Source organism: Bacillus sp. 0102A, from assembly GCF_036765155.1.
Taxonomy (GTDB): Bacteria; Bacillota; Bacilli; order Bacillales; family Bacillaceae; genus Bacillus; species Bacillus subtilis_G.
Map to the genome: position 1 here is coordinate 739,746 of NZ_JBAIZW010000002.1, position 16,695 is coordinate 756,440.

The following is a 16,695-nucleotide window of genomic DNA, read 5'->3' on the forward strand; positions in this document are numbered from 1 at the left end:
CCGTTTCTATTATTCTTTTACGTTAATTAATTTCGCGCAGGCATCCTCTTCCTCGAACTTGCTGTCCAGCTTGGCCGTTAAGACAATAATGAATTTACGGGAGCGGATGTCTTTGTCGACTTCAATTCGGATATTGCGAGAGAAGCCGAGAATAATATTTTTCGGATGTGTGAGAATGATATCGGAAGCGTCATATTGCGCGTCTCCCTCACCGACTGTGTACGGCTGCATATTGGATACCCCTTTAACCGGTACGCCGAATGCAGTTGACAAGCCGCCCTGAACAGCCTGGTCCCCTAAGTTTGTCTGGCGGTCTGCCACGCGATCCTTCCATTCAACTTCTAAGCCGTGAGATGTATAGAATCTGAATTCCTGAGGGATGCGCAAATATTTTGCGGGAACAGCCTTTAAGCCTTTCTTGAATGTCGCTCTGGACAGTTCTTCACCGTTCATATCAACGATGTGGGACACCGCTTGTTTGCGAATGCCGTCCAGCTGTGCCAAATACGGATCTGCTGATGCTGTATCGCCGTTTACAATCAACTCTTCAATATCTACTGCCGCGCGCTCTGCTAAAATCTTCATGATCGTCTGCTGCAGGCCGTCTTTTTCAATATTGTTTTCGAGTGTGTCATACGTAATGTTGATTTCCGCAATGACTTCCTTCGTGTTCAGTTGGACAGTGCTAGTCGTTGGAACAGTCAGCTCGTCGTTTGACAGTGCTTTTCCTTCTTGAGCCGCCCGCAAAATACGCTGGCCGAAGCCGATTTTCTCAAACTTTTGCGAGTCATTTTCCATTTGAATCACACGGGATTCACTGAAAATGGTCGGCGTGTTTTGCACCATGCGGATAAAAGCCGATGCTTGTGCAGGGTTCATAAGTCCGCCGCTTTTTAAAGCAGAAAGCGACATTTCCGCTTTCCGAATGATCTCTTGATTTCTCAATTGATTTCCTCCTCTTTGACTGGTTTTACAGCAGTCCGCTCCAGATTGATTTTTTAACTTGCTCTGTATTGCCGCCCGCATCGTCCGCTGTCTGCTTAGATGCGCCTCGCGCTTTTTCCAAAGCCTCGATTCGTTCAATCAGCGGGGCGAGCATCTCTTCAACAACTTTTTTCAGACGCTCGTCATCACCCGTCTGCTCCGGGTTTTCCTCCGCGTCTGTGTTTTTTTCAATCCGTTCAAGCCGTTTAAGCAGAGGGTAAAGCGCATGCTCGAATGATTCTTTCATGTCTTCTTTTCTCATTTCTTCAGTCTCCTTTCCTGTTTTGTCAGCCAGCATCTGCTTGAACACACTGAAGAATCCCGCTTTTTCAACCGGTTCTTCCTCATACACATCAGCAGTGCCCGCCATGCTGTAGCCGGTGATGATTCCAGCCTTGATCTGTTCCCACACATCGTCAGACGCTCTCGTCACGAGCACCCACGAGCCCTTCGCAATCTGCTTTGACCCGATCATAAAATCAGCGGGCGCCACATATGACTCGACCACGACGCCGGTTCCGCCCTCAAAACTGTGATTGATGTCAATCTCCCGTGCCTCCGCGAGAAAGCCGTGCGCTGCTTTTTCAATTTCCTCGGCGGTCATAAAATCGCCGTGGGCGTCAGGAACATCTGGCTCATACACGATTCCGTACACAAGCTTTTGTTCATCCTGCTCACTTTTTGTAAACAGCCGAACCTTTTTTTCGAATGACGGAGGTCCGGCTGACTTCGTAAAGAAAAATTCTGTCTGGTTAGCCGCTTTGTCCACATAGCTGACAAAGCTGATTTTGGCATTTTTTAATTCCCGCGCCACCTGCTTGATTCACCTCCCTTCAGGACGTTTTGATCTCTTCGATGCTTTCTTTCAGCTCCTGCATGAGCGCAGTCAAGTTTGTCTTTTCCGCATCCTGTCCTGCAGGCCGTTTATAAATTTCCTCAGGCCACTCTTCCAGCGTTTTTCCAAGCACCCGTCCAGCAAGGTCACGTAAATCATTCGGCGAGACGGCTCCCGCTGTAATAAAAGGACCGAGCACTTTCGCAATCTCAAGCGGATCACGAAAGTCCGGTCCTTTTAATGTCAGCCTGACATCATGAATATTCAGCTCCGGCAAAAGCAGCGTGTTCAGTTTATTCACGAGCGTTTTCCGCTCCGGCTGAAAGACCTGTTCCTCCGTGATTTTTCTGGCGGTATCGGCTGTCGCCCGGTTGTATTCCTGCGCCTCGCCTGTATACAGCGGCGGGAGGCGGAACGCCGAGCGCAGCTTGTTTCTGCTTTTTTCATCGTACTCAAGAAACAAGGCGTCGTTTTGGAGAATTTCCGCCAAGGATTTGATTTCCACGGAAACTGGTGTAATGTCCTCGCCCCCGTGTAGGTCCTTCTCCTTTGCGATTCCCTCCGCTTCAATCAGGAGAAATTTATGGGCATTTTCCACACCTTCAAGATCATTCATATACTCTTGCAACTCACGATAAGAAGCTTCTGACAGCATCCCATTTTCCACTGTGATCGCAGCGGGTACGTGCCGTCCCTGTTTAAAATACATAAAATTGAGCTCTTCCGCTTTTCGCGCACCGTATAAATTGACGATATTGCCGACCCAGCGGGGCACCCCGTATACGTTGCTTCCGATTTTGAGATGAATCGCTTCATTCGCTTGATGCTTCTCTGCCAATGTGTTTACATATTCACCCGTTCGCATGTCCATTTTTCGAGGATCGCCGTATTCCTTGAAAAATACTTTCTCTCCATTAATCATTTGCACATATTTTCGGAAGCGTTTTTGCCTTTTGATCCTTTTCATTTTCCCGTTTTCTTCATATACAAATGAGACCTCGACTGGCTCACCAGCTCCGCATACACGCATATATTTCACATCTAAATATTCAATGCCGGCTGGTTTTCCCATTCCGTCGCGGAGCACTTCCATAAACCCGTTGCCTGTTTTTTCTCTGTCTTCAATGGCATAGCCTAAAATCATTTCGGCTGATTCGTCAAAGTGAAGACATTTATAAAAGGCTTCAAGTCTGGCCCATTCTTTTTCCGCTTTTTGCTTTTTCGTCTGATCCACGTCATTCGCATTGACATCAAACGTGTACTCAACATCAAAGCCAAAACCTGTAATATTCACCCTGTACGCATCAATGCATTGCTGAAGAATCGTCGAGTATTCAGCAATGGTTTTAAGCTCGATGATGTTGTAGGGCGGTGCGATAATATCCTCTCCATACAAATCAGAAAAGTCATCTTCATAGATTTGTTTTGTCTGAGGAGCGGCGGCATTGGCTTTGAATACAGTCGCTCTGACGGTTTGATTGTGCATCATTTATGACCTCCTCCTTTCCCGGTTCGGCCGGATTCGTTTGTGTGCTGTCTCTTTCATATCAGCAACTTCATAATCATCAAGCGCATACCAAATGGCAGACAGCGTATGCGGGTCAATTGTGAATTCATCCTCTATCAGCACGCCGTTTTTGTCTTTGGCATACGTCAGCGTCTTCAGCTCATAGATGATATTTTCACAGCGGTCCGAACAGAAGATCTTTTTGAATCGTTTCACTTTTTTGGTGTATTGAAGCCTTGAGCCGGGAAACTTTCTGGCTCCGACCATCTGAAAACCCTGCTGGCGGAAATATTGAATGCTTTTCGGCTCAGCGGAGTCGGCTTTGATCAACTCCTGTGTATCAATAAACTCACGCAGCGCCTCAGCCGTCCGGTCATCTGTCATTTTGTTTTGATAATACTCCCAATAAATGTAGAGATATTTTTTTTCAGGGTCGACGGCGAGCCGGACGACGGCATTGTAGGATTCCTCGAAGCCAAAATCCATCCCTGTCCGAAATATCGGCTTGCTGATGGCTTCGATGCGTTCTTTTACTTGATCATGCGGAAGCACCTCGAACTGAGGCAGCACCCTGATCCCATTGACGCCGAATTGTCCTTTGCGGGCAATCCGGTACAGGTCAGGATCATACGCCTTGAGTCCGTCAAGCTGTTTCACATAGCTCTTCGGGAGAAAGAGGTTGTCGTTTGCTGTGGAATGATGATAATACGTATCTCCCTTAACAATCGTCCGCTTTTCGTAAAGTTCGCTGTCATCCAGAACAAACCGTTTATTGCGTTCATCCCGAAAAAAATGCCGGTACGTCCAATTGGAGGTGCCGACGGGATTGGTGGTGCAGATCATATGAAGCTTCAAGTCAGGGTGGCGAAGACGTCCGATTAATTCCTTAAAGCCTTCATACTTCACCTCTGAGCACTCTTCAATCCATATTAATGAAATGTTATGAACTGATTTTAATTTCGCCGGATTGTCCATTCCTTTGAACATGATCCGGCTGCCGTTTTGAAACCGCAGCTGCAGCGGGGAAGAAAGAGGTGCCACAACCTTTGTGAGGCAGAGCTCTTCGACCACCTCTTGAAACAAGGAGTAGGTTGAATCCCGATGGGTATCGAACACTTCACGGATGACAAGAGCCGTCCGTTTTTCCTTCAGCAGCTTTAATACGATTTTCAATGCGGTATGATAGCTTTTGGATGAACCGTAGCCGCCGACGAGAAACTGGTACGTCTGCTCCCAATTGAACACGTAATTTTCGAAATGAGGGTTGATTTCTTTTACAATCATGGGTTGCCCTCTTTTCGTTTGATCATGATTTCAATCGGCGCTTGACTGTCATCTGTTTTCTCCGCTTTTTGTTTGGCAAGCTTTAATTTCTCGTTTTCAATTTTTTGTTTCAATTGATCTGGAAACAAATCGAAATATAAGGACAGCTTCTCGAGCGCCTTCATTTTATCTGCGAGCTTGATGGCGATGCCTTCTTTGCCGAGCTTCGCTTCCGTCACAATGGTGCCGTCAACAAGCCCGGAATCTTTGACATCGACAAAGCTGATTTCCTTCATAATCGGATTATCATCTTCATCAAATAACGGCCCCGATTTCCCGACAGCCTGGACCTCTTTTTTTCCGAAAGTCACATAGTCCGTAATATCCGCAAACGCGATTTTAATGTAAACCTGCAGCACGTCCATCGCTTCAATAAACATTTCATTGACCATTTCTTTTTTAACAAGCCTGATTTCAGCAGCGACCTTTTCATTCTTTAACAGCCGGCTGCCCGTCACATGGGCGCTGTCCGGAGAATAGCCCGCTTTGATTGCTGATTGTGTGGCATTGAAGCTTTTGACGTAATACAGGCAAAACAGCCGCTGCCGTTCATTTAATTCATCATTATCTATCCGGCGCTGTTTTTGTTCGTTTCTGGTTTCAGAAAACAAGGCCTCTTTCCATTTGTCTTGTTTTTTCCAGATGCCGATTGTTTTCGCGGAAACACCGATTGTATCCGCAATCGCCCGATTTGTGATCTTTCCTTGATGTTGTTGATAGATTGCTAATGCTTGTTCGCGCTGTTGTGTTTTCATGCTACGGCATCACCGCCACCTCCAGCATGGATGTCTATTCATAAAAGCGGCTGATCCTGCCAGCCGCTTATGTGTCATGCTCTATTCACTTATAGGTGGCAAACGTATGACAAGCTTTCAGGCAAGCGATCGATTTATTTCTTCCTGCTGTCTTTGCATCTTTAAGATCGCCCGTTTAATGGTCGTTTGCACCGTTGATTTTTTCACGCCGAGAAGATCAGCAATCCGTTCGTAAGAAAAGCATTCTACCTTATGCAGCAAAAACATTTCTTTTTCTCTGTCCGTTAACAGGGATAACGCTTCTCGGATTCTCTCTCTGTCTTCTTCTGATACCTGTCCGTCCGGCTCAAACATCATAGCGCTGGAAAATGATTCGATGATTCTCGGATCTTTGATCATCAGCCGCTGGTACGCATCACGTCGGTCAATCGCCCGTCTGATGCCGGGCTGTCTTCCTTTTTCAAGCCATTCTGTTACATATTCCAGATCAGTAATCATGTTTCTGATGATTTTTTTATCCTTCAGCTCTTCAACTGAGAGTATGGATTCATCTGCTTCTGCGAGCGGTTTATATTGTGTTCTTGTTTGTTTTAGCGTGCGTTTATATTCAAATAGTAAGTCTTGCATTCTATGATCCTCCTTATTTTGGAACAAAAAAACGGACACCAATCAACGCACAAATGCTGTGCAAGTTGATCAGTGTCCGCAGGCTTTCCGTCTTGGACGTATTCTTTTTTCGCTTTAATTTAATTTGTAGCCGATTTCAAATTCCACGCGGGCAAGGTCTCCCTTTCTCGTTTCGACAAGCGTTTTTCCATGCTCTGGCGCTTCTGTGATCCATGCTTCTTGCTTGATGCCGTCCACAATAATCACACGGATTTTTCCGTCCTCCAGCTGGCTCTCCAGCGTGATGGAATCAATATTTAATAGTTTTTTAGGATTGATCATGTTTCTTTTCCTCCCTTTTGCGGTTTTTCCGCGATTGTTTTGGCTTTTTCTAATAGCTGAATGATGCGCTCCTTTGAATGAACCGAATTCCCTTTCAGAAAATCCAGAGCTGCTTTAGACGCTTCCAGCAGTTCAGGTGCTGCCGCCATCAAAGCGGCATTGTTTTTTTGCGAATATGAGCTGAGGTCAAATACAGCGGCAATCAGCCTCCCGTTTGAATATGGGAACCTTTCTTTTTCTTCTTCGCTGTAAGCTGAATAAATATAGATCGGTTTCGTATCCCCGCACGGGACGGCACGCCACGGTGCAGGGCTTTTCTCTGCCTGTTTCGTTTTTGCCAACACTTTCACTTCCCGTCATCCTTATACCATTGTTCAATGTTTTTCTCCGTTCGCTTCGCTCGAATCAGCAAAGCAATTAAAGCGGTCAGCTTTTTAATCATGGACATTCAGCCTCGCTTTTCCCGCTGTCAGCATTTCCTCCAGCTTTTGAATGACCGGCGTTAAATCAGTGCCGGATCGGCAGTTCGGACATGGATGAAAAACGGCTCCAATTTCGGTATGCTCTACAATGACTTTTTTTGTTTGACAAAGTTTGCACATTATCTGACCCCCTCCAATCTATGATTCAGCTCGCAGGCAGCTCCTTTGATAATCACTAAATAGTCACTGCACATTTCGTAGATTCTCGTGCCGAGCGCTTCATCGACCCGGACAAGTGTTTCAATCGTCAGCTCGCTCGAAAGCAAAAGCGGTTTATGATTTAAGTAGCGGTAGTTGAGTACCGAATACATTTGCTCTAACTGCCAATCTGTGGCGCGGGGGTTGCCGTTCACCGGTTTAAACAAGTCATCGATGAACAGCACATCTGCCTGCTTCATCCGGTTCAGCTTCGCTTCCAAAAGATCAAAGTCATTTTTCAGATCGGTAAAGCCCTCCACATACGGAAAATAAATGACCGGCACATGTAGTGTTCTCATCAAATCATTGGCAGCAGCGGTCAAAAGGTGTGTCTTCCCTGATCCGGGCTGTCCTAAAAGGGCGATGCTGTTTTTCCGGTTTTCCTTGATTTGTTCATAATCCGCCACATACTCTTTTGTGCATTCAAACGCGTCTTGTATGGCCTGCGGCTTTCCCTCAATGCAGAACTCTTTGAAACCCAGCTGTCTGAAGGCGGGGGTAATCTCACTAGCACCGAGCAGCCGCTTCACTTTCCGTTCTGCCATGCAGCTGCACATCGTCCATACTTCCAGATCATTCTGCCGGATGAGATAGCCTCCCTGATCCTTGCATCGCGGGCAATCATAGCGGCTTGCGTCTGATTCGGCCGGTTTGTCCGCCAGTAATGGACGTCTCCCTCTTCTCAGCTCGTCCAAAATCTGCTCGATTGTTCGTTTTGTCATGTCTTTCCATCCTCTCATGTTGAATTGCGCCACTCTTTTTGGCCTGCTGCGCGAAAAATCGGTCTTCAATGAATTTCAAGCAATAGCGAAAGGCCTTGATTGTTTCTGAAGCGGCGGTCCGCCGGTTTTCAAAGGCTTGAAAGCATTCTTCAAGCCATTTGATTGTTTGCGTCACAGGAACACCGATGGCGACAATACGGGCGATGGCTTGATAATCTCTGGAGGAAGGATACACGGTGCGTCCTTCTTGAGCCGACCGTAATTGTGTAAACCGCTTCGCAATATAATCCACTGCATCATCAGCAGCAGTATTTATGTTTGTTTTATCTTTATCTGAGCGGACGTCTGTGTCCGGTGCCCGCGGCGAAAATGTCCGTTCCGTTATACTCCGGTGTACAGTTTTGTCCGATCTGAAGCTGAATTTTTTGGAATGCTTTACCGAAATCACCAGTCCGTACGGCGCGCGGACAGCCTTTATGTACTCATGCATTTCGAGGAGCTCCAGCCATCTTCTGACGGTTTTTTCACTGACACCGAATACAGCTGCCATCTCTCTCGCTTTTAACGGCTTATGGCCAAGCACGGCTCCCCAGCTTACGCCGTCTTTTTCAATTTCTTTTGTTGTTGAACTGATGAACCAGAGAAACAGCCATAGCGCCGGACCTATATTGTCATAATGTTCTGAATTCAAAAGCCCTGAATACGTAGGAAAAGGATAGCTTTTATCGGTTTTCATTGTACGGAGCTTCTCCTTTTAGCAACATGTATGTTTGAAACTGTTCTTGTGTTTCAAAGTGGAATACCGGACGGCCGCACGCCGTAAACGAAATGGTGCCGCCGGATTGTCCGAGATGGCGCTGATCTATGGGGTTTTCACTAAAAACAATTTGGATGGGATACATATGATCACTCTCCTGACATGTTTTCGATACATTTCGTATCAACTGTTACCAAGTATAAACGATACATTATGTATCATCAAGTTATTTTTGATACTTTTTTTATCATAACTTTATTTTGATACAGATTGTATCTATAATCATAAGTAACTTAGGGAGTTTAAAAAGAGAGGTCATAGCATGATAGGCGGCAGATTGAAGAGTCTCAGAGGGAAAAGGACACAGGAAGAAATCGCATCACACATCGGTGTGTCACGGGCACGATATTCCCATTATGAAAATGGGCGGAGCGAACCTGATTACGACACACTGCAAAAGCTGGCTGATTACTTTCAAGTAACGGCTGATTACTTATTAACAGGGAAAGACAAAAAATCCGACGACGATATGTTTTCAGATCCGGACTTGCAGCTCGCATACCGTGATATGCAGGATTTTTCCCCAGAAAGCAAACAGCAAGCCATCGAATTTATCAACTATTTAAAAGAAAAAGAGAAAAACCGAAAAAATAAATAAATCTTTCTCTGTTCTCTAAAACATATAAAAAATAGACCGATATAAAGAAAAAACTGTTTATTTTTTTTAGAAAAGGGAAAGATTTCTACACACTTTCCAGTCCTATACGGGCTTTTCTTTCTCGCCAAAAACAGAACAAATGTTCGAAAGGGAGTATTCAATTGGGCGATTACTTATCACATCTGGAGGAATACGTAAAAAATATATACAGCCGGCTGGGCGTCACCTCCCCCCATCACATTGACATGCTGAAAATCGCAAAGGACCTTGATATTTGGGTTCATTTTGAGGATATGGGGAGCATGATGGTCAAATACGACGGCATGTACAGTATTGTATTGAACCAGAGAAAATCACCGGAAGAGCAATGGGAGGATTTCGGCCATGAACTGTGCCACGTGTTAAAGCATGCAGGCAATCATTTTCACATGAACAAGCTCTTCAGGGAATTGCAGGAATTTCAGGCAAATCAATTTATGTACCACTTCTGTGTGCCAACCTTTATGCTGTTGCAGATGGAACTGCCGCAATGGAGAAGCCAGGCGCTCGCTACAATCGCGGCGGTATTCCGGGTAACAAAAGAATTTGCGGAAAAAAGGCTTGAAATGTTTGAACGGCGTAAAGCAGGTATTCAATTTCAGAAGCGGCTCGCTTACTTATTATCACACAAGCGGCCAAATGCGTACGAGGAAGACGATCAGCAGCACTTGCAGGTCGCCGAAGAAAAAGCGTTATATCATATCGGCAAAAACAGATAAGCAAAAACGGGCTGGGAACAGAAATCCTCTATCTCAGCCCGGCAGAGAAACTAACATTTCGACATTGGGGGAATAGTATCATGCACCCACATAGGCGCCGGTTTAAGATGAGGCGCAGGCCCGAACGCAATCGGGGCCGGAATATATCTGAACTCGCCCCGGCCGTCAAAGGCTTCGCCATGAGCCCATCTTCCTTGTGAACTTTCATCCCCTCTGGAAAAGTTAAACAGGTCATAAGCGACTTCCCGCTTTTCGAGTTCACGCGGGAACGTCGTTGGAACGACAATATCCCGTTCTCTTTCTTCGAGCTCTTTAATGGCCGCATACCACATATTTTGATGATAAGTATCCCTTGCAATTAAAAATGACAGCATATCTCTTACCCCAGGATCATCCGTCATCGCATAGAGCCGGGTTACCTGAAGGCGCCCTTGAGATTCCGCATTTAAGTTTGCGCGAAAATCCGCCAGCAAATTCCCGCTTGAAATAATGTATTTGGCATTCCATGGATATCCTTCACTGTCAGCCGCCATCGCGCCTAAACCTGCGACAATGGCGTGCTGCGGATTCATGCCTGACATCACAGCCGCAACAGCCGGATCACTCTTATAAGCATCCTCCTGCACATCAGCCGGCGCATGATCCAGAAGCCTGGAAATCATTGTCGCCAGCATTTCCACATGGGCAATCTCTTCCGTTCCGATGTCACAAAGCAAGTCTTTATATTTCGCATCAGCACGGCAGTTAAACCCTTGGAACAAATATTGCATCATGACACTGATCTCGCCGAATTGGCCGCCCAGCACCTCTTGAAGTTTTTTCGCATAAACAGGATCGGGATGAGCCGGCTTTGCTTGATATTGAAGCTCCTTAATATGGTAAAACATTGATTTATTCCTCCCTACACTTTTGCACAACCTCAGCGTATGAAGGAATAGGCGGATCGTGCAGGTCCCGCTTCAATCAATCATAAAAACCAAGCTTAACAGCCTCCACATATCGATAAAATAAACCGTTTTGTTTGTAACTTTCATCACGGCAGCCAACATTGCGGAACAACGCGTTTCGCTGAGCCGTGCTTACTTCCAATTGCAGTCCCTTTTTCCTTTTCGTCCGATTGACAATATTGTTCGGATGCACACCTGCCAGCCGGTCTTTCTCACTCGTAAGCTCGGCACTGAAGCCTGCTTCATTCAGCCGCTCACAAATGTGCCTGGCTTTTTTACGATCCGCGCCACCGACCAATGTATGCGGAGTTTTTGGATCATGATACCCATGAAATGCTAATGCGCAGTGGTGGGCGTTCACTTTTTCTAAAGCCAGCGGCTCGTCAAACCGAGTGCTTGTCAGGTGTAAGGAACGGTTGTTTCGCTGCTTCACACCTTCAAACAAATAAATGGAACATTGATCGGAAAATGCCCGCACCAGCTCACTGACGCCTGGCTCAATTCTGCCGCCGTGGGGACCGAGAACAATAAGCTCACTTCCGTTTTTCTCTTCATAAACTATCCGGTACTCTGATTCAGAAGCAGAAAGGGTTGCAAAGCTGTCATACCTATCTTTCATTTTGAACGCTCTCCTTTGCCAGTCAGCACCAGTTTACTCTACTCATCTATGAATGAAAACCTTTTTATAGTATGATTTGATAGACTACATATCAGGAGGTATATGATGGGATTTATTGATGGATTACTTGGCAATGCGTCAACACTGTCTACAGCTGAGGCAAAAGAAGAGCTGGCTCGCATTTTACTGGAAGGTGAAAATGTTGATGCCGCGTTTAAGTTGGTTCGAGATGTCATTGTGTTTACTGATAAGCGGCTTATTCTTGTAGATAAGCAGGGAATCACAGGTAAAAAAACGGAATTTCAATCGATTCCGTATAAAAGCATTTCCAGATTCAGCGTGGAAACCGCTGGCCGCTTTGACCTAGATTCAGAGCTGAAAATTTGGATTTCCGGCGCGGAACTTCCCGCTGTCTCAAAACAGTTTAAAAAAGATGAAAGCATTTATGATGTTCAAAAGGTTCTTGCAGCAGTTTGTATGTAAGATGAAAACGGAAGCTTCCGCTTCCGTTTATTGATTACAGCTTTTCCTTTATTTTCGCTTTCGTTTTCGGACCATAAATTCCATCGGCCGTTAATCCGCTGACAGACTGAAAACGTTTCACGGCATTTGCTGTTTTCGGGCCATAAACGCTGTCAACGCCGTGATTTTTCGCTCCTTTATCAGGATAAAAATAAAGGGCAGCTAAAGCAGTCTGCACCTGTTTTACGTTTGCCCCTTTCGTCAGCGGGCTTGTCACTTTGATCACTCCGGATGGGAGCCGGTATGAAGACGAGGCATGGCTTTTAGAAGAAGACGCCTGTTGCGACAGTTTAATCATCTGGCCGACTTGGATGTGATTCGGGTCAATAATATGATTTATGTTTTGCAGCGTTTTCACACTGACACCGTGCGATGCGGCAATACCTGACAGTGTGTCACCTTTTTTCACATGGTATACAGACGCCGAAGAAGAGACTGAAGCCTTTTTCGCCGACACGCCTCCGTTTAATTCCTTTTCAATTGCCGCCTTCACTTGATCCCAGCGCCCGTCCGATAAAATGCGGTGCGGACAGTACTTTCCGCTCCAGTCCTGATGCTTTCTCACCCGATCGATTCCCCAGCCGCGCTCCTTTAAAAGCTGTGCGACAAATGAAATCGCCAAGGCTTCAGCTGCCTCGTACTTTGGACCTCCCGATTTGCTGTAGCAAATCTCAACGCCAATCGATTTGCGGTTGCCTGTCCCGTTTGTGCCGTCACCCGTGTGCCAGGCGTTTCGGTTAAGCGGCAGACCTTGAATCACCTCTTTATCATCCACCGCAAAATGGAAGCTTGTCGAGCTGGTGTTCCCAATCATATAGCTGATTTCATTAGCCGCTGACGCATCGTTTGCCGTGTTGTGAATGGTAATGTATTCAGCGCACATCGCATTGGGGCACTTCAACGCGTATTTCGCCTCAGAAACCAAATTTTTCTTCACTTGAATGCTCACCCATCATCTCTCCTTTTTTCTTTTTCATCAATAGGTGGCATTCGTAGGACGAAAAGCTCATTTCATCCGTCACCGCTATATGGATAATTGTGTTAAACTGAAATTCATTAGGAGGGGAATGATCATGCATACGTATTTAATGCTGACAACAAGAACAGATCAATTCAATCAGGAGCATGTAGCTGGACACTATGAGTTTTTGGACCGCTTACAGGCAGAAAAACGCATAAAAATGTTCGGGCCATTCAGCGATGACACAGGTGGAGCCTACGTCATCGAAGCAGGTTCACCGGAAGAGGCTGCGAAAATCGGACATGAAGATCCGCTGGTGGCAAGCGGATCTTCCGAGCTGACCGTAAAAGAATGGAATTTGAAATAAAAAAGACCCCTTTTGGGGGTCTTTTTTCGTCATCATCATGTTTGATTACGTGCCGCAACATGAAATGTTTTATCTTCTGTATCTGCTGTTTCTCCCGGATGTACCATCACCTGAGTAAAGCTGAACCCGACCGCAACGAGCAACAAACCTGACACCCATTTAGATTTCATATAAACAATCTCCTCTCTGGATTTGTTTTTGTGCGTGCACCATTTTCTCATAAAACGAAAGTGCTTTTTCGGGCTGTCCGTTTTCTATATAGAATTGGGCAGCATCATGCGCCAGCTCTTCAATATAAGGATACAGCATATGTTCTTCAAGAAATTGAAAGGTGTGTGAGACTGATTCTGTGTTTACGTTTTTTCCGTATAACGCATGTAAAAATTGAAAAAGCTCCACAAATAGTTCATCACTGTATTGACGGGCGATTTCCAATCCTTCACGATACTTTTTTTGCGCTTCGGCATCATTTTTTTGTTTATACAGAACCTGTGTTAAAGAGTAGATAGAATGCGGAAGATTATCGAACTTTTCCGACTTGCAAATAGAAACAGATTTCTCAAAGTATTCGGCTGCCTTTTGCAGTTCACCCATTTTCTCATAACAGTTTCCGAGATTGTACAGGGCAGAACTGATCAGGCGGGGATTGCCTTCTTTTTTTGCAAGATCTAAAGCCAGTTCTAAGTGGGGCAATGCTCTTTCTGGATACTGCATATCATCATAATTCCCTGCAATAACGAATTCACATTGGATTCTGCGGACGGTGTACGTTTCATACATTTGGTACGTTTCTAATGCCTGAACGGCGTAGCTCATCGAAACATAGGTTTGCTTTAAATTGTAAAAAATCTCGGCCATTTTAAAAGCAAACTCGGCTTTCTCAATATCATCCGAGACAAGGGCCAGATTCTTTTCCGCCCGTTTATAATACATCATGGCACTGACAAACATTTTCTGCTTAAATTCATACATTCCGCGAAAAAAATTAAAGTAATAATCGAGAAGCCCTGTCAGCTTGTACTGATTCCCCTCAATGTCTTCTAATAATTCTGAAAACTCAAGCTGCGACGTATCCTCTCCAAAAGGCTTAATGTAATCCAGCATGACACGATGCCTGAAATCCATTAAAGAATAATACAGCAGCAAATCTTGGTCTTCTTCCATATCCTCGATTTCTCTTTCTACTTCGAGCTTGACCCGTTCGGCTTCAGCGACGTGAAACTGCCGGATATGGGTATACCATTCATTAATTTTAAGCCCGACATAAGAGGACGGAATCGTCTGCTTCATCCTCAATTAATCCCCCCTTTTAAGTTACCCGATATATGTCATATTTTATCATATTTACCATAAAAATAAGAACGCAAAAAGACCGCAATTGTCAAATTTCGGCTAACCGCAACAAAAAAGCGCAGTTTTTTTAAAACCCGCGCTTTCAATTAGTGAAAACCGACCTTGTTTCTTTCCATCCAGCTTCCCTGCCGGCTTTTTCGTTGCTCTCCTGTCATGTCTTTCACCATGGTTTCAATATGATGACTCCCTTCTTGGTGCCATTGAAGGGCTGAAGATACATATAATTCTCCCAGCTGCGCAAAGGAAAAACCTTCTGTAAGCTTCGCGGCGCTTTTTATGTCTTCTTCACTCAAAAAGATGTCAAAGCCTCGCATTTTCATATAGTCCCGCCGCAGCTCTTTCATTCTCTTTTTCTTCGTACTGATAAATGAAAGGTATGTTTGTCATGTTTATACTCCATTTCATATTTTGTGAACATTATGTATACGATTGACATAGCATTTTGTTTCATCCCACAGCATATTGCTTGTGAATTGATAATTGTTGGTATAGGATTTCATTGCACCATTCATTTTACATATGGAGGAGATCATATTGAGTCAATCCAATCAAATTGTCAGCCATTTTTTATCCCATCGAAACGTGACAAATGAGCTGGCTGAAAAAATCAGCAAAGACCATTACAGCTACAAACCGGCTGAAACATCAATGTCAGCGGAAGAGCTGGTCAAACACATTCTGACGTCTTTCCAGTTGATTGCAAATGTCATTAAAGAAGGCAATGCCTCACCATTTCAAAACAAACAGGAAGAAACAGAAGCAGATCTCAATGTACTGGCAAAAACATATACAGAAAAAACGGCCGCTATCCTTGAACAGCTGACTGAAGAGCAACTGGATAGAGAAATTGATCTGACAGCCACTTTCGGCAGAAAACTCACAGGCAGCGCACTGCTTCAGCTTGCAATGGAACATGAAATTCACCATAAAGGCAACCTGTTCGTTTATGTGAGGGAAATGGGTCACACAGAACTTCCTTTTTATCAGCAGCGCATGTAAATATACGAGAAAAGATACCTGTTTAAAGGGTATCTTTTTTTGTGCCTCCGGCTTCCTTCTCGATCTTGACCAGACACTCATTCTAGGGCAAATGAATAAAGATATTGGGCAAACCAAAATTTTAAGAAGCGAATGCACAAATATTCTAAACATTCAATTGATTATCACGACCTAATCATATATAATCTGATAAAAATAGTCGGGTTTTCAGGAGGCCTTTATCATGAGTGTAAGCATCATATTGATGGGTTTGTTTGTCGGAGCCTTAGTGGGATTGACGGGAGTGGGCGGAGCGGCCTTATTAACTCCTCTTTTAATTGTGCTTGGAATTAATCCTTCCATCGCGGTCGGTACGGATCTTGTATATAACTCGATCACAAAGCTGTTTGGCGTTGCCTCCCATTGGCGGCAGAAAACCATTAACTTTAAATTGGTAAAATACTTAGCCATCGGCAGTATTCCGAGTGCTTCGCTCGCCATTAGCATATTGCATTTGTTCCCCTCCTTCCATCAGCATCAGGAAGACATTATTAAACACGCTCTTGGCTATGTGTTAACGCTTGTTGCCATTTCAATCATCGTTCGCTTGTTTTTGGATCGAAAACTTCGCCCGAACCACTGGCAGCTGATGCCGCTTGAAAATAAGCGAGCGCTGACGATTCTCATTGGTGTTGTGTTCGGATTTATCGTCGGATTGACATCAATCGGTTCCGGCTCATTATTTGCAATCGCCATGATTTACTTATTTAACATGAAAGCCTCACAGATTGTCGGAACCGATATCGCACATGCTTTTCTTCTCGTGACGGCAGCAGGCATTTTGAACGCAAGCTTCGGAAGCGTCGACTATATGCTGGCAGCTAATCTGCTGCTTGGCTCGATTCCCGGCGTGCTGATCGGAAGCCATCTCTCGCCTCGATTCTCTCCGCGTCCGCTGCAATTTATTATGGCGTCCATCATTTTGATCAGCGGATTGAAGCTGATTTAATGAAGAAGGCTA

At 45.0% G+C, this 16,695-nt stretch carries 23 protein-coding genes and 1 pseudogene; 6 read left to right on the forward strand and 18 right to left on the reverse strand.

All coding sequences use genetic code 11. The annotated features are described in order from the left end of the window. Positions 1-9: 9 nt before the first annotated feature. The 12 genes from V6D41_RS07960 to V6D41_RS08015 all read right to left on the reverse strand — a co-directional run bounded on the left by V6D41_RS07960 (position 10) and on the right by V6D41_RS08015 (position 8,656). Complete coding sequence (locus tag V6D41_RS07960; protein WP_087990890.1) at positions 10-945, reverse strand: phage major capsid family protein; 936 nt, start codon at positions 943-945, stop codon at positions 10-12. Between the two features lie 25 nt (positions 946-970). Next, entirely contained in the window at positions 971-1,798 is an 828-nt protein-coding gene (locus V6D41_RS07965; RefSeq protein WP_333517818.1) for an XkdF-like putative serine protease domain-containing protein, read from the reverse strand. Positions 1,799-1,817: 19 nt separating this feature from the next. Then, a complete protein-coding gene (locus V6D41_RS07970; RefSeq protein ID WP_333517871.1) occupies positions 1,818-3,305 on the reverse strand; it encodes a phage portal protein in 1,488 nt (495 codons plus the stop codon). A gap of 3 nt (positions 3,306-3,308) precedes the next feature. Continuing rightward, positions 3,309-4,610, reverse strand: coding sequence for a PBSX family phage terminase large subunit (locus V6D41_RS07975; protein WP_333517819.1), 1,302 nt, complete (start codon positions 4,608-4,610; stop codon positions 3,309-3,311). Further along, a complete protein-coding gene (xtmA, locus tag V6D41_RS07980; protein WP_333517820.1) occupies positions 4,607-5,404 on the reverse strand; it encodes a phage terminase small subunit in 798 nt (265 codons plus the stop codon). Before xtmA ends, V6D41_RS07975 begins: the two co-directional genes overlap by 4 nt. A 117-nt stretch (positions 5,405-5,521) precedes the next feature. Next, entirely contained in the window at positions 5,522-6,031 is a 510-nt protein-coding gene (locus tag V6D41_RS07985; protein WP_333517821.1) for a sigma-70 family RNA polymerase sigma factor, read from the reverse strand. A 114-nt stretch (positions 6,032-6,145) separates the two neighbouring features. Next, positions 6,146-6,352 (reverse strand): phage-like element PBSX protein XtrA, encoded by a 207-nt coding sequence (gene xtrA, locus V6D41_RS07990; protein WP_003220566.1) that lies wholly within the window; start codon positions 6,350-6,352, stop codon positions 6,146-6,148. After that, the gene (locus V6D41_RS07995; protein ID WP_333517822.1) at positions 6,349-6,702 is read right to left on the reverse strand and encodes a phage portal protein; all 354 of its coding nucleotides are present in this window, start codon (positions 6,700-6,702) and stop codon (positions 6,349-6,351) included. Before V6D41_RS07995 ends, xtrA begins: the two co-directional genes overlap by 4 nt. 84 nt (positions 6,703-6,786) lie before the next feature. Then, positions 6,787-6,954: a hypothetical protein gene (locus V6D41_RS08000; RefSeq protein WP_087990884.1), complete on the reverse strand. Its 168-nt coding sequence runs from the start codon at positions 6,952-6,954 to the stop codon at positions 6,787-6,789. Further along, the gene (locus tag V6D41_RS08005) at positions 6,954-7,754 is read right to left on the reverse strand and encodes an ATP-binding protein (protein ID WP_333517823.1); all 801 of its coding nucleotides are present in this window, start codon (positions 7,752-7,754) and stop codon (positions 6,954-6,956) included. The genes V6D41_RS08000 and V6D41_RS08005 overlap by 1 nt, the downstream gene beginning before the upstream one ends. Then, entirely contained in the window at positions 7,654-8,490 is an 837-nt protein-coding gene (locus V6D41_RS08010; RefSeq protein ID WP_333517824.1) for a phage portal protein, read from the reverse strand. Before V6D41_RS08010 ends, V6D41_RS08005 begins: the two co-directional genes overlap by 101 nt. Then, the gene (locus tag V6D41_RS08015) at positions 8,477-8,656 is read right to left on the reverse strand and encodes a hypothetical protein (RefSeq protein WP_333517825.1); all 180 of its coding nucleotides are present in this window, start codon (positions 8,654-8,656) and stop codon (positions 8,477-8,479) included. Before V6D41_RS08015 ends, V6D41_RS08010 begins: the two co-directional genes overlap by 14 nt. 177 nt (positions 8,657-8,833) lie before the next feature. Between V6D41_RS08015 and xre the strand changes: the two genes are divergently transcribed. After that, entirely contained in the window at positions 8,834-9,169 is a 336-nt protein-coding gene (gene xre / locus V6D41_RS08020; protein WP_148963861.1) for an HTH-type transcriptional regulator Xre, read from the forward strand. A gap of 161 nt (positions 9,170-9,330) precedes the next feature. Further along, positions 9,331-9,927, forward strand: a complete 597-nt coding sequence (locus V6D41_RS08025; RefSeq protein WP_148963862.1) for an ImmA/IrrE family metallo-endopeptidase — start codon at positions 9,331-9,333, stop codon at positions 9,925-9,927. 50 nt (positions 9,928-9,977) lie between these two features. Here V6D41_RS08025 and V6D41_RS08030 read toward each other — a convergent pair whose 3' ends face one another. Together V6D41_RS08030 and V6D41_RS08035 are read right to left on the reverse strand one after the other, a co-directional pair. After that, positions 9,978-10,814 carry a manganese catalase family protein gene (locus V6D41_RS08030; protein WP_087990878.1) on the reverse strand — a complete coding sequence of 279 codons (837 nt, stop codon included), beginning with the start codon at positions 10,812-10,814 and terminating at the stop codon, positions 9,978-9,980. Positions 10,815-10,890: 76 nt separating this feature from the next. Then, the gene (locus tag V6D41_RS08035; protein WP_333517826.1) at positions 10,891-11,493 is read right to left on the reverse strand and encodes a poly-gamma-glutamate hydrolase family protein; all 603 of its coding nucleotides are present in this window, start codon (positions 11,491-11,493) and stop codon (positions 10,891-10,893) included. Positions 11,494-11,598: 105 nt separating this feature from the next. Here V6D41_RS08035 and V6D41_RS08040 point away from each other — a divergent pair, with 105 nt between their 5' ends. Then, entirely contained in the window at positions 11,599-11,976 is a 378-nt protein-coding gene (locus V6D41_RS08040) for a PH domain-containing protein (protein WP_333517827.1), read from the forward strand. 34 nt (positions 11,977-12,010) lie between these two features. Here the strand turns inward: V6D41_RS08040 and V6D41_RS08045 are convergent, their stop codons facing one another. Further along, the gene (locus V6D41_RS08045) at positions 12,011-12,964 is read right to left on the reverse strand and encodes an N-acetylmuramoyl-L-alanine amidase (protein ID WP_333517828.1); all 954 of its coding nucleotides are present in this window, start codon (positions 12,962-12,964) and stop codon (positions 12,011-12,013) included. Positions 12,965-13,088: 124 nt separating this feature from the next. Between V6D41_RS08045 and V6D41_RS08050 the strand changes: the two genes are divergently transcribed. Continuing rightward, positions 13,089-13,343 (forward strand): YciI family protein, encoded by a 255-nt coding sequence (locus V6D41_RS08050; protein ID WP_333517829.1) that lies wholly within the window; start codon positions 13,089-13,091, stop codon positions 13,341-13,343. A gap of 35 nt (positions 13,344-13,378) precedes the next feature. Here V6D41_RS08050 and V6D41_RS08055 read toward each other — a convergent pair whose 3' ends face one another. From V6D41_RS08055 to V6D41_RS08065, 3 genes and pseudogenes are all read right to left on the reverse strand, one after another. Further along, positions 13,379-13,513 carry a PhrA family phosphatase inhibitor gene (locus V6D41_RS08055; RefSeq protein WP_333517830.1) on the reverse strand — a complete coding sequence of 45 codons (135 nt, stop codon included), beginning with the start codon at positions 13,511-13,513 and terminating at the stop codon, positions 13,379-13,381. Then, positions 13,503-14,639: a response regulator aspartate phosphatase RapA gene (gene rapA / locus V6D41_RS08060; RefSeq protein WP_333517831.1), complete on the reverse strand. Its 1,137-nt coding sequence runs from the start codon at positions 14,637-14,639 to the stop codon at positions 13,503-13,505. The genes V6D41_RS08055 and rapA overlap by 11 nt, the downstream gene beginning before the upstream one ends. A 143-nt stretch (positions 14,640-14,782) precedes the next feature. Beyond that, positions 14,783-15,037 (reverse strand): annotated as a pseudogene (locus tag V6D41_RS08065) (ATPase); the annotation flags it as partial. Positions 15,038-15,230: 193 nt separating this feature from the next. On the opposite strand from V6D41_RS08065, the gene V6D41_RS08070 reads away from it, so the two are divergent. Both V6D41_RS08070 and V6D41_RS08075 read left to right on the forward strand, forming a co-directional pair. Continuing rightward, positions 15,231-15,695: a DinB family protein gene (locus V6D41_RS08070; RefSeq protein WP_333517832.1), complete on the forward strand. Its 465-nt coding sequence runs from the start codon at positions 15,231-15,233 to the stop codon at positions 15,693-15,695. Positions 15,696-15,918: 223 nt separating this feature from the next. Then, the gene (locus V6D41_RS08075) at positions 15,919-16,683 is read left to right on the forward strand and encodes a sulfite exporter TauE/SafE family protein (protein ID WP_333517833.1); all 765 of its coding nucleotides are present in this window, start codon (positions 15,919-15,921) and stop codon (positions 16,681-16,683) included. Positions 16,684-16,695: the final 12 nt, after the last annotated feature.

Bases quoted from the DNA above. Each gene is read 5' to 3' on its own strand.
- V6D41_RS08055 (WP_333517830.1), bottom strand. From the start codon at position 13,513: ATGAAATCTAAATGGGTGTCAGGTTTGTTGCTCGTTGCGGTCGGGTTC.
- xtrA (WP_003220566.1), bottom strand. From the start codon at position 6,352: ATGATCAATCCTAAAAAACTATTAAATATTGATTCCATCACGCTGGAG.
- V6D41_RS07970 (WP_333517871.1), bottom strand. From the start codon at position 3,305: ATGCACAATCAAACCGTCAGAGCGACTGTATTCAAAGCCAATGCCGCC.
- V6D41_RS07985 (WP_333517821.1), bottom strand. From the start codon at position 6,031: ATGCAAGACTTACTATTTGAATATAAACGCACGCTAAAACAAACAAGA.
- V6D41_RS08075 (WP_333517833.1), top strand. From the start codon at position 15,919: ATGAGTGTAAGCATCATATTGATGGGTTTGTTTGTCGGAGCCTTAGTG.
- V6D41_RS08015 (WP_333517825.1), bottom strand. From the start codon at position 8,656: ATGTATCCCATCCAAATTGTTTTTAGTGAAAACCCCATAGATCAGCGC.
- xre (WP_148963861.1), top strand. From the start codon at position 8,834: ATGATAGGCGGCAGATTGAAGAGTCTCAGAGGGAAAAGGACACAGGAA.
- V6D41_RS08000 (WP_087990884.1), bottom strand. From the start codon at position 6,954: ATGTGCAAACTTTGTCAAACAAAAAAAGTCATTGTAGAGCATACCGAA.
- V6D41_RS08040 (WP_333517827.1), top strand. From the start codon at position 11,599: ATGGGATTTATTGATGGATTACTTGGCAATGCGTCAACACTGTCTACA.
- V6D41_RS08050 (WP_333517829.1), top strand. From the start codon at position 13,089: ATGCATACGTATTTAATGCTGACAACAAGAACAGATCAATTCAATCAG.
- V6D41_RS07975 (WP_333517819.1), bottom strand. From the start codon at position 4,610: ATGATTGTAAAAGAAATCAACCCTCATTTCGAAAATTACGTGTTCAAT.
- V6D41_RS08030 (WP_087990878.1), bottom strand. From the start codon at position 10,814: ATGTTTTACCATATTAAGGAGCTTCAATATCAAGCAAAGCCGGCTCAT.
- V6D41_RS08005 (WP_333517823.1), bottom strand. From the start codon at position 7,754: ATGACAAAACGAACAATCGAGCAGATTTTGGACGAGCTGAGAAGAGGG.
- V6D41_RS08035 (WP_333517826.1), bottom strand. From the start codon at position 11,493: ATGAAAGATAGGTATGACAGCTTTGCAACCCTTTCTGCTTCTGAATCA.
- V6D41_RS08010 (WP_333517824.1), bottom strand. From the start codon at position 8,490: ATGAAAACCGATAAAAGCTATCCTTTTCCTACGTATTCAGGGCTTTTG.
- xtmA (WP_333517820.1), bottom strand. From the start codon at position 5,404: ATGAAAACACAACAGCGCGAACAAGCATTAGCAATCTATCAACAACAT.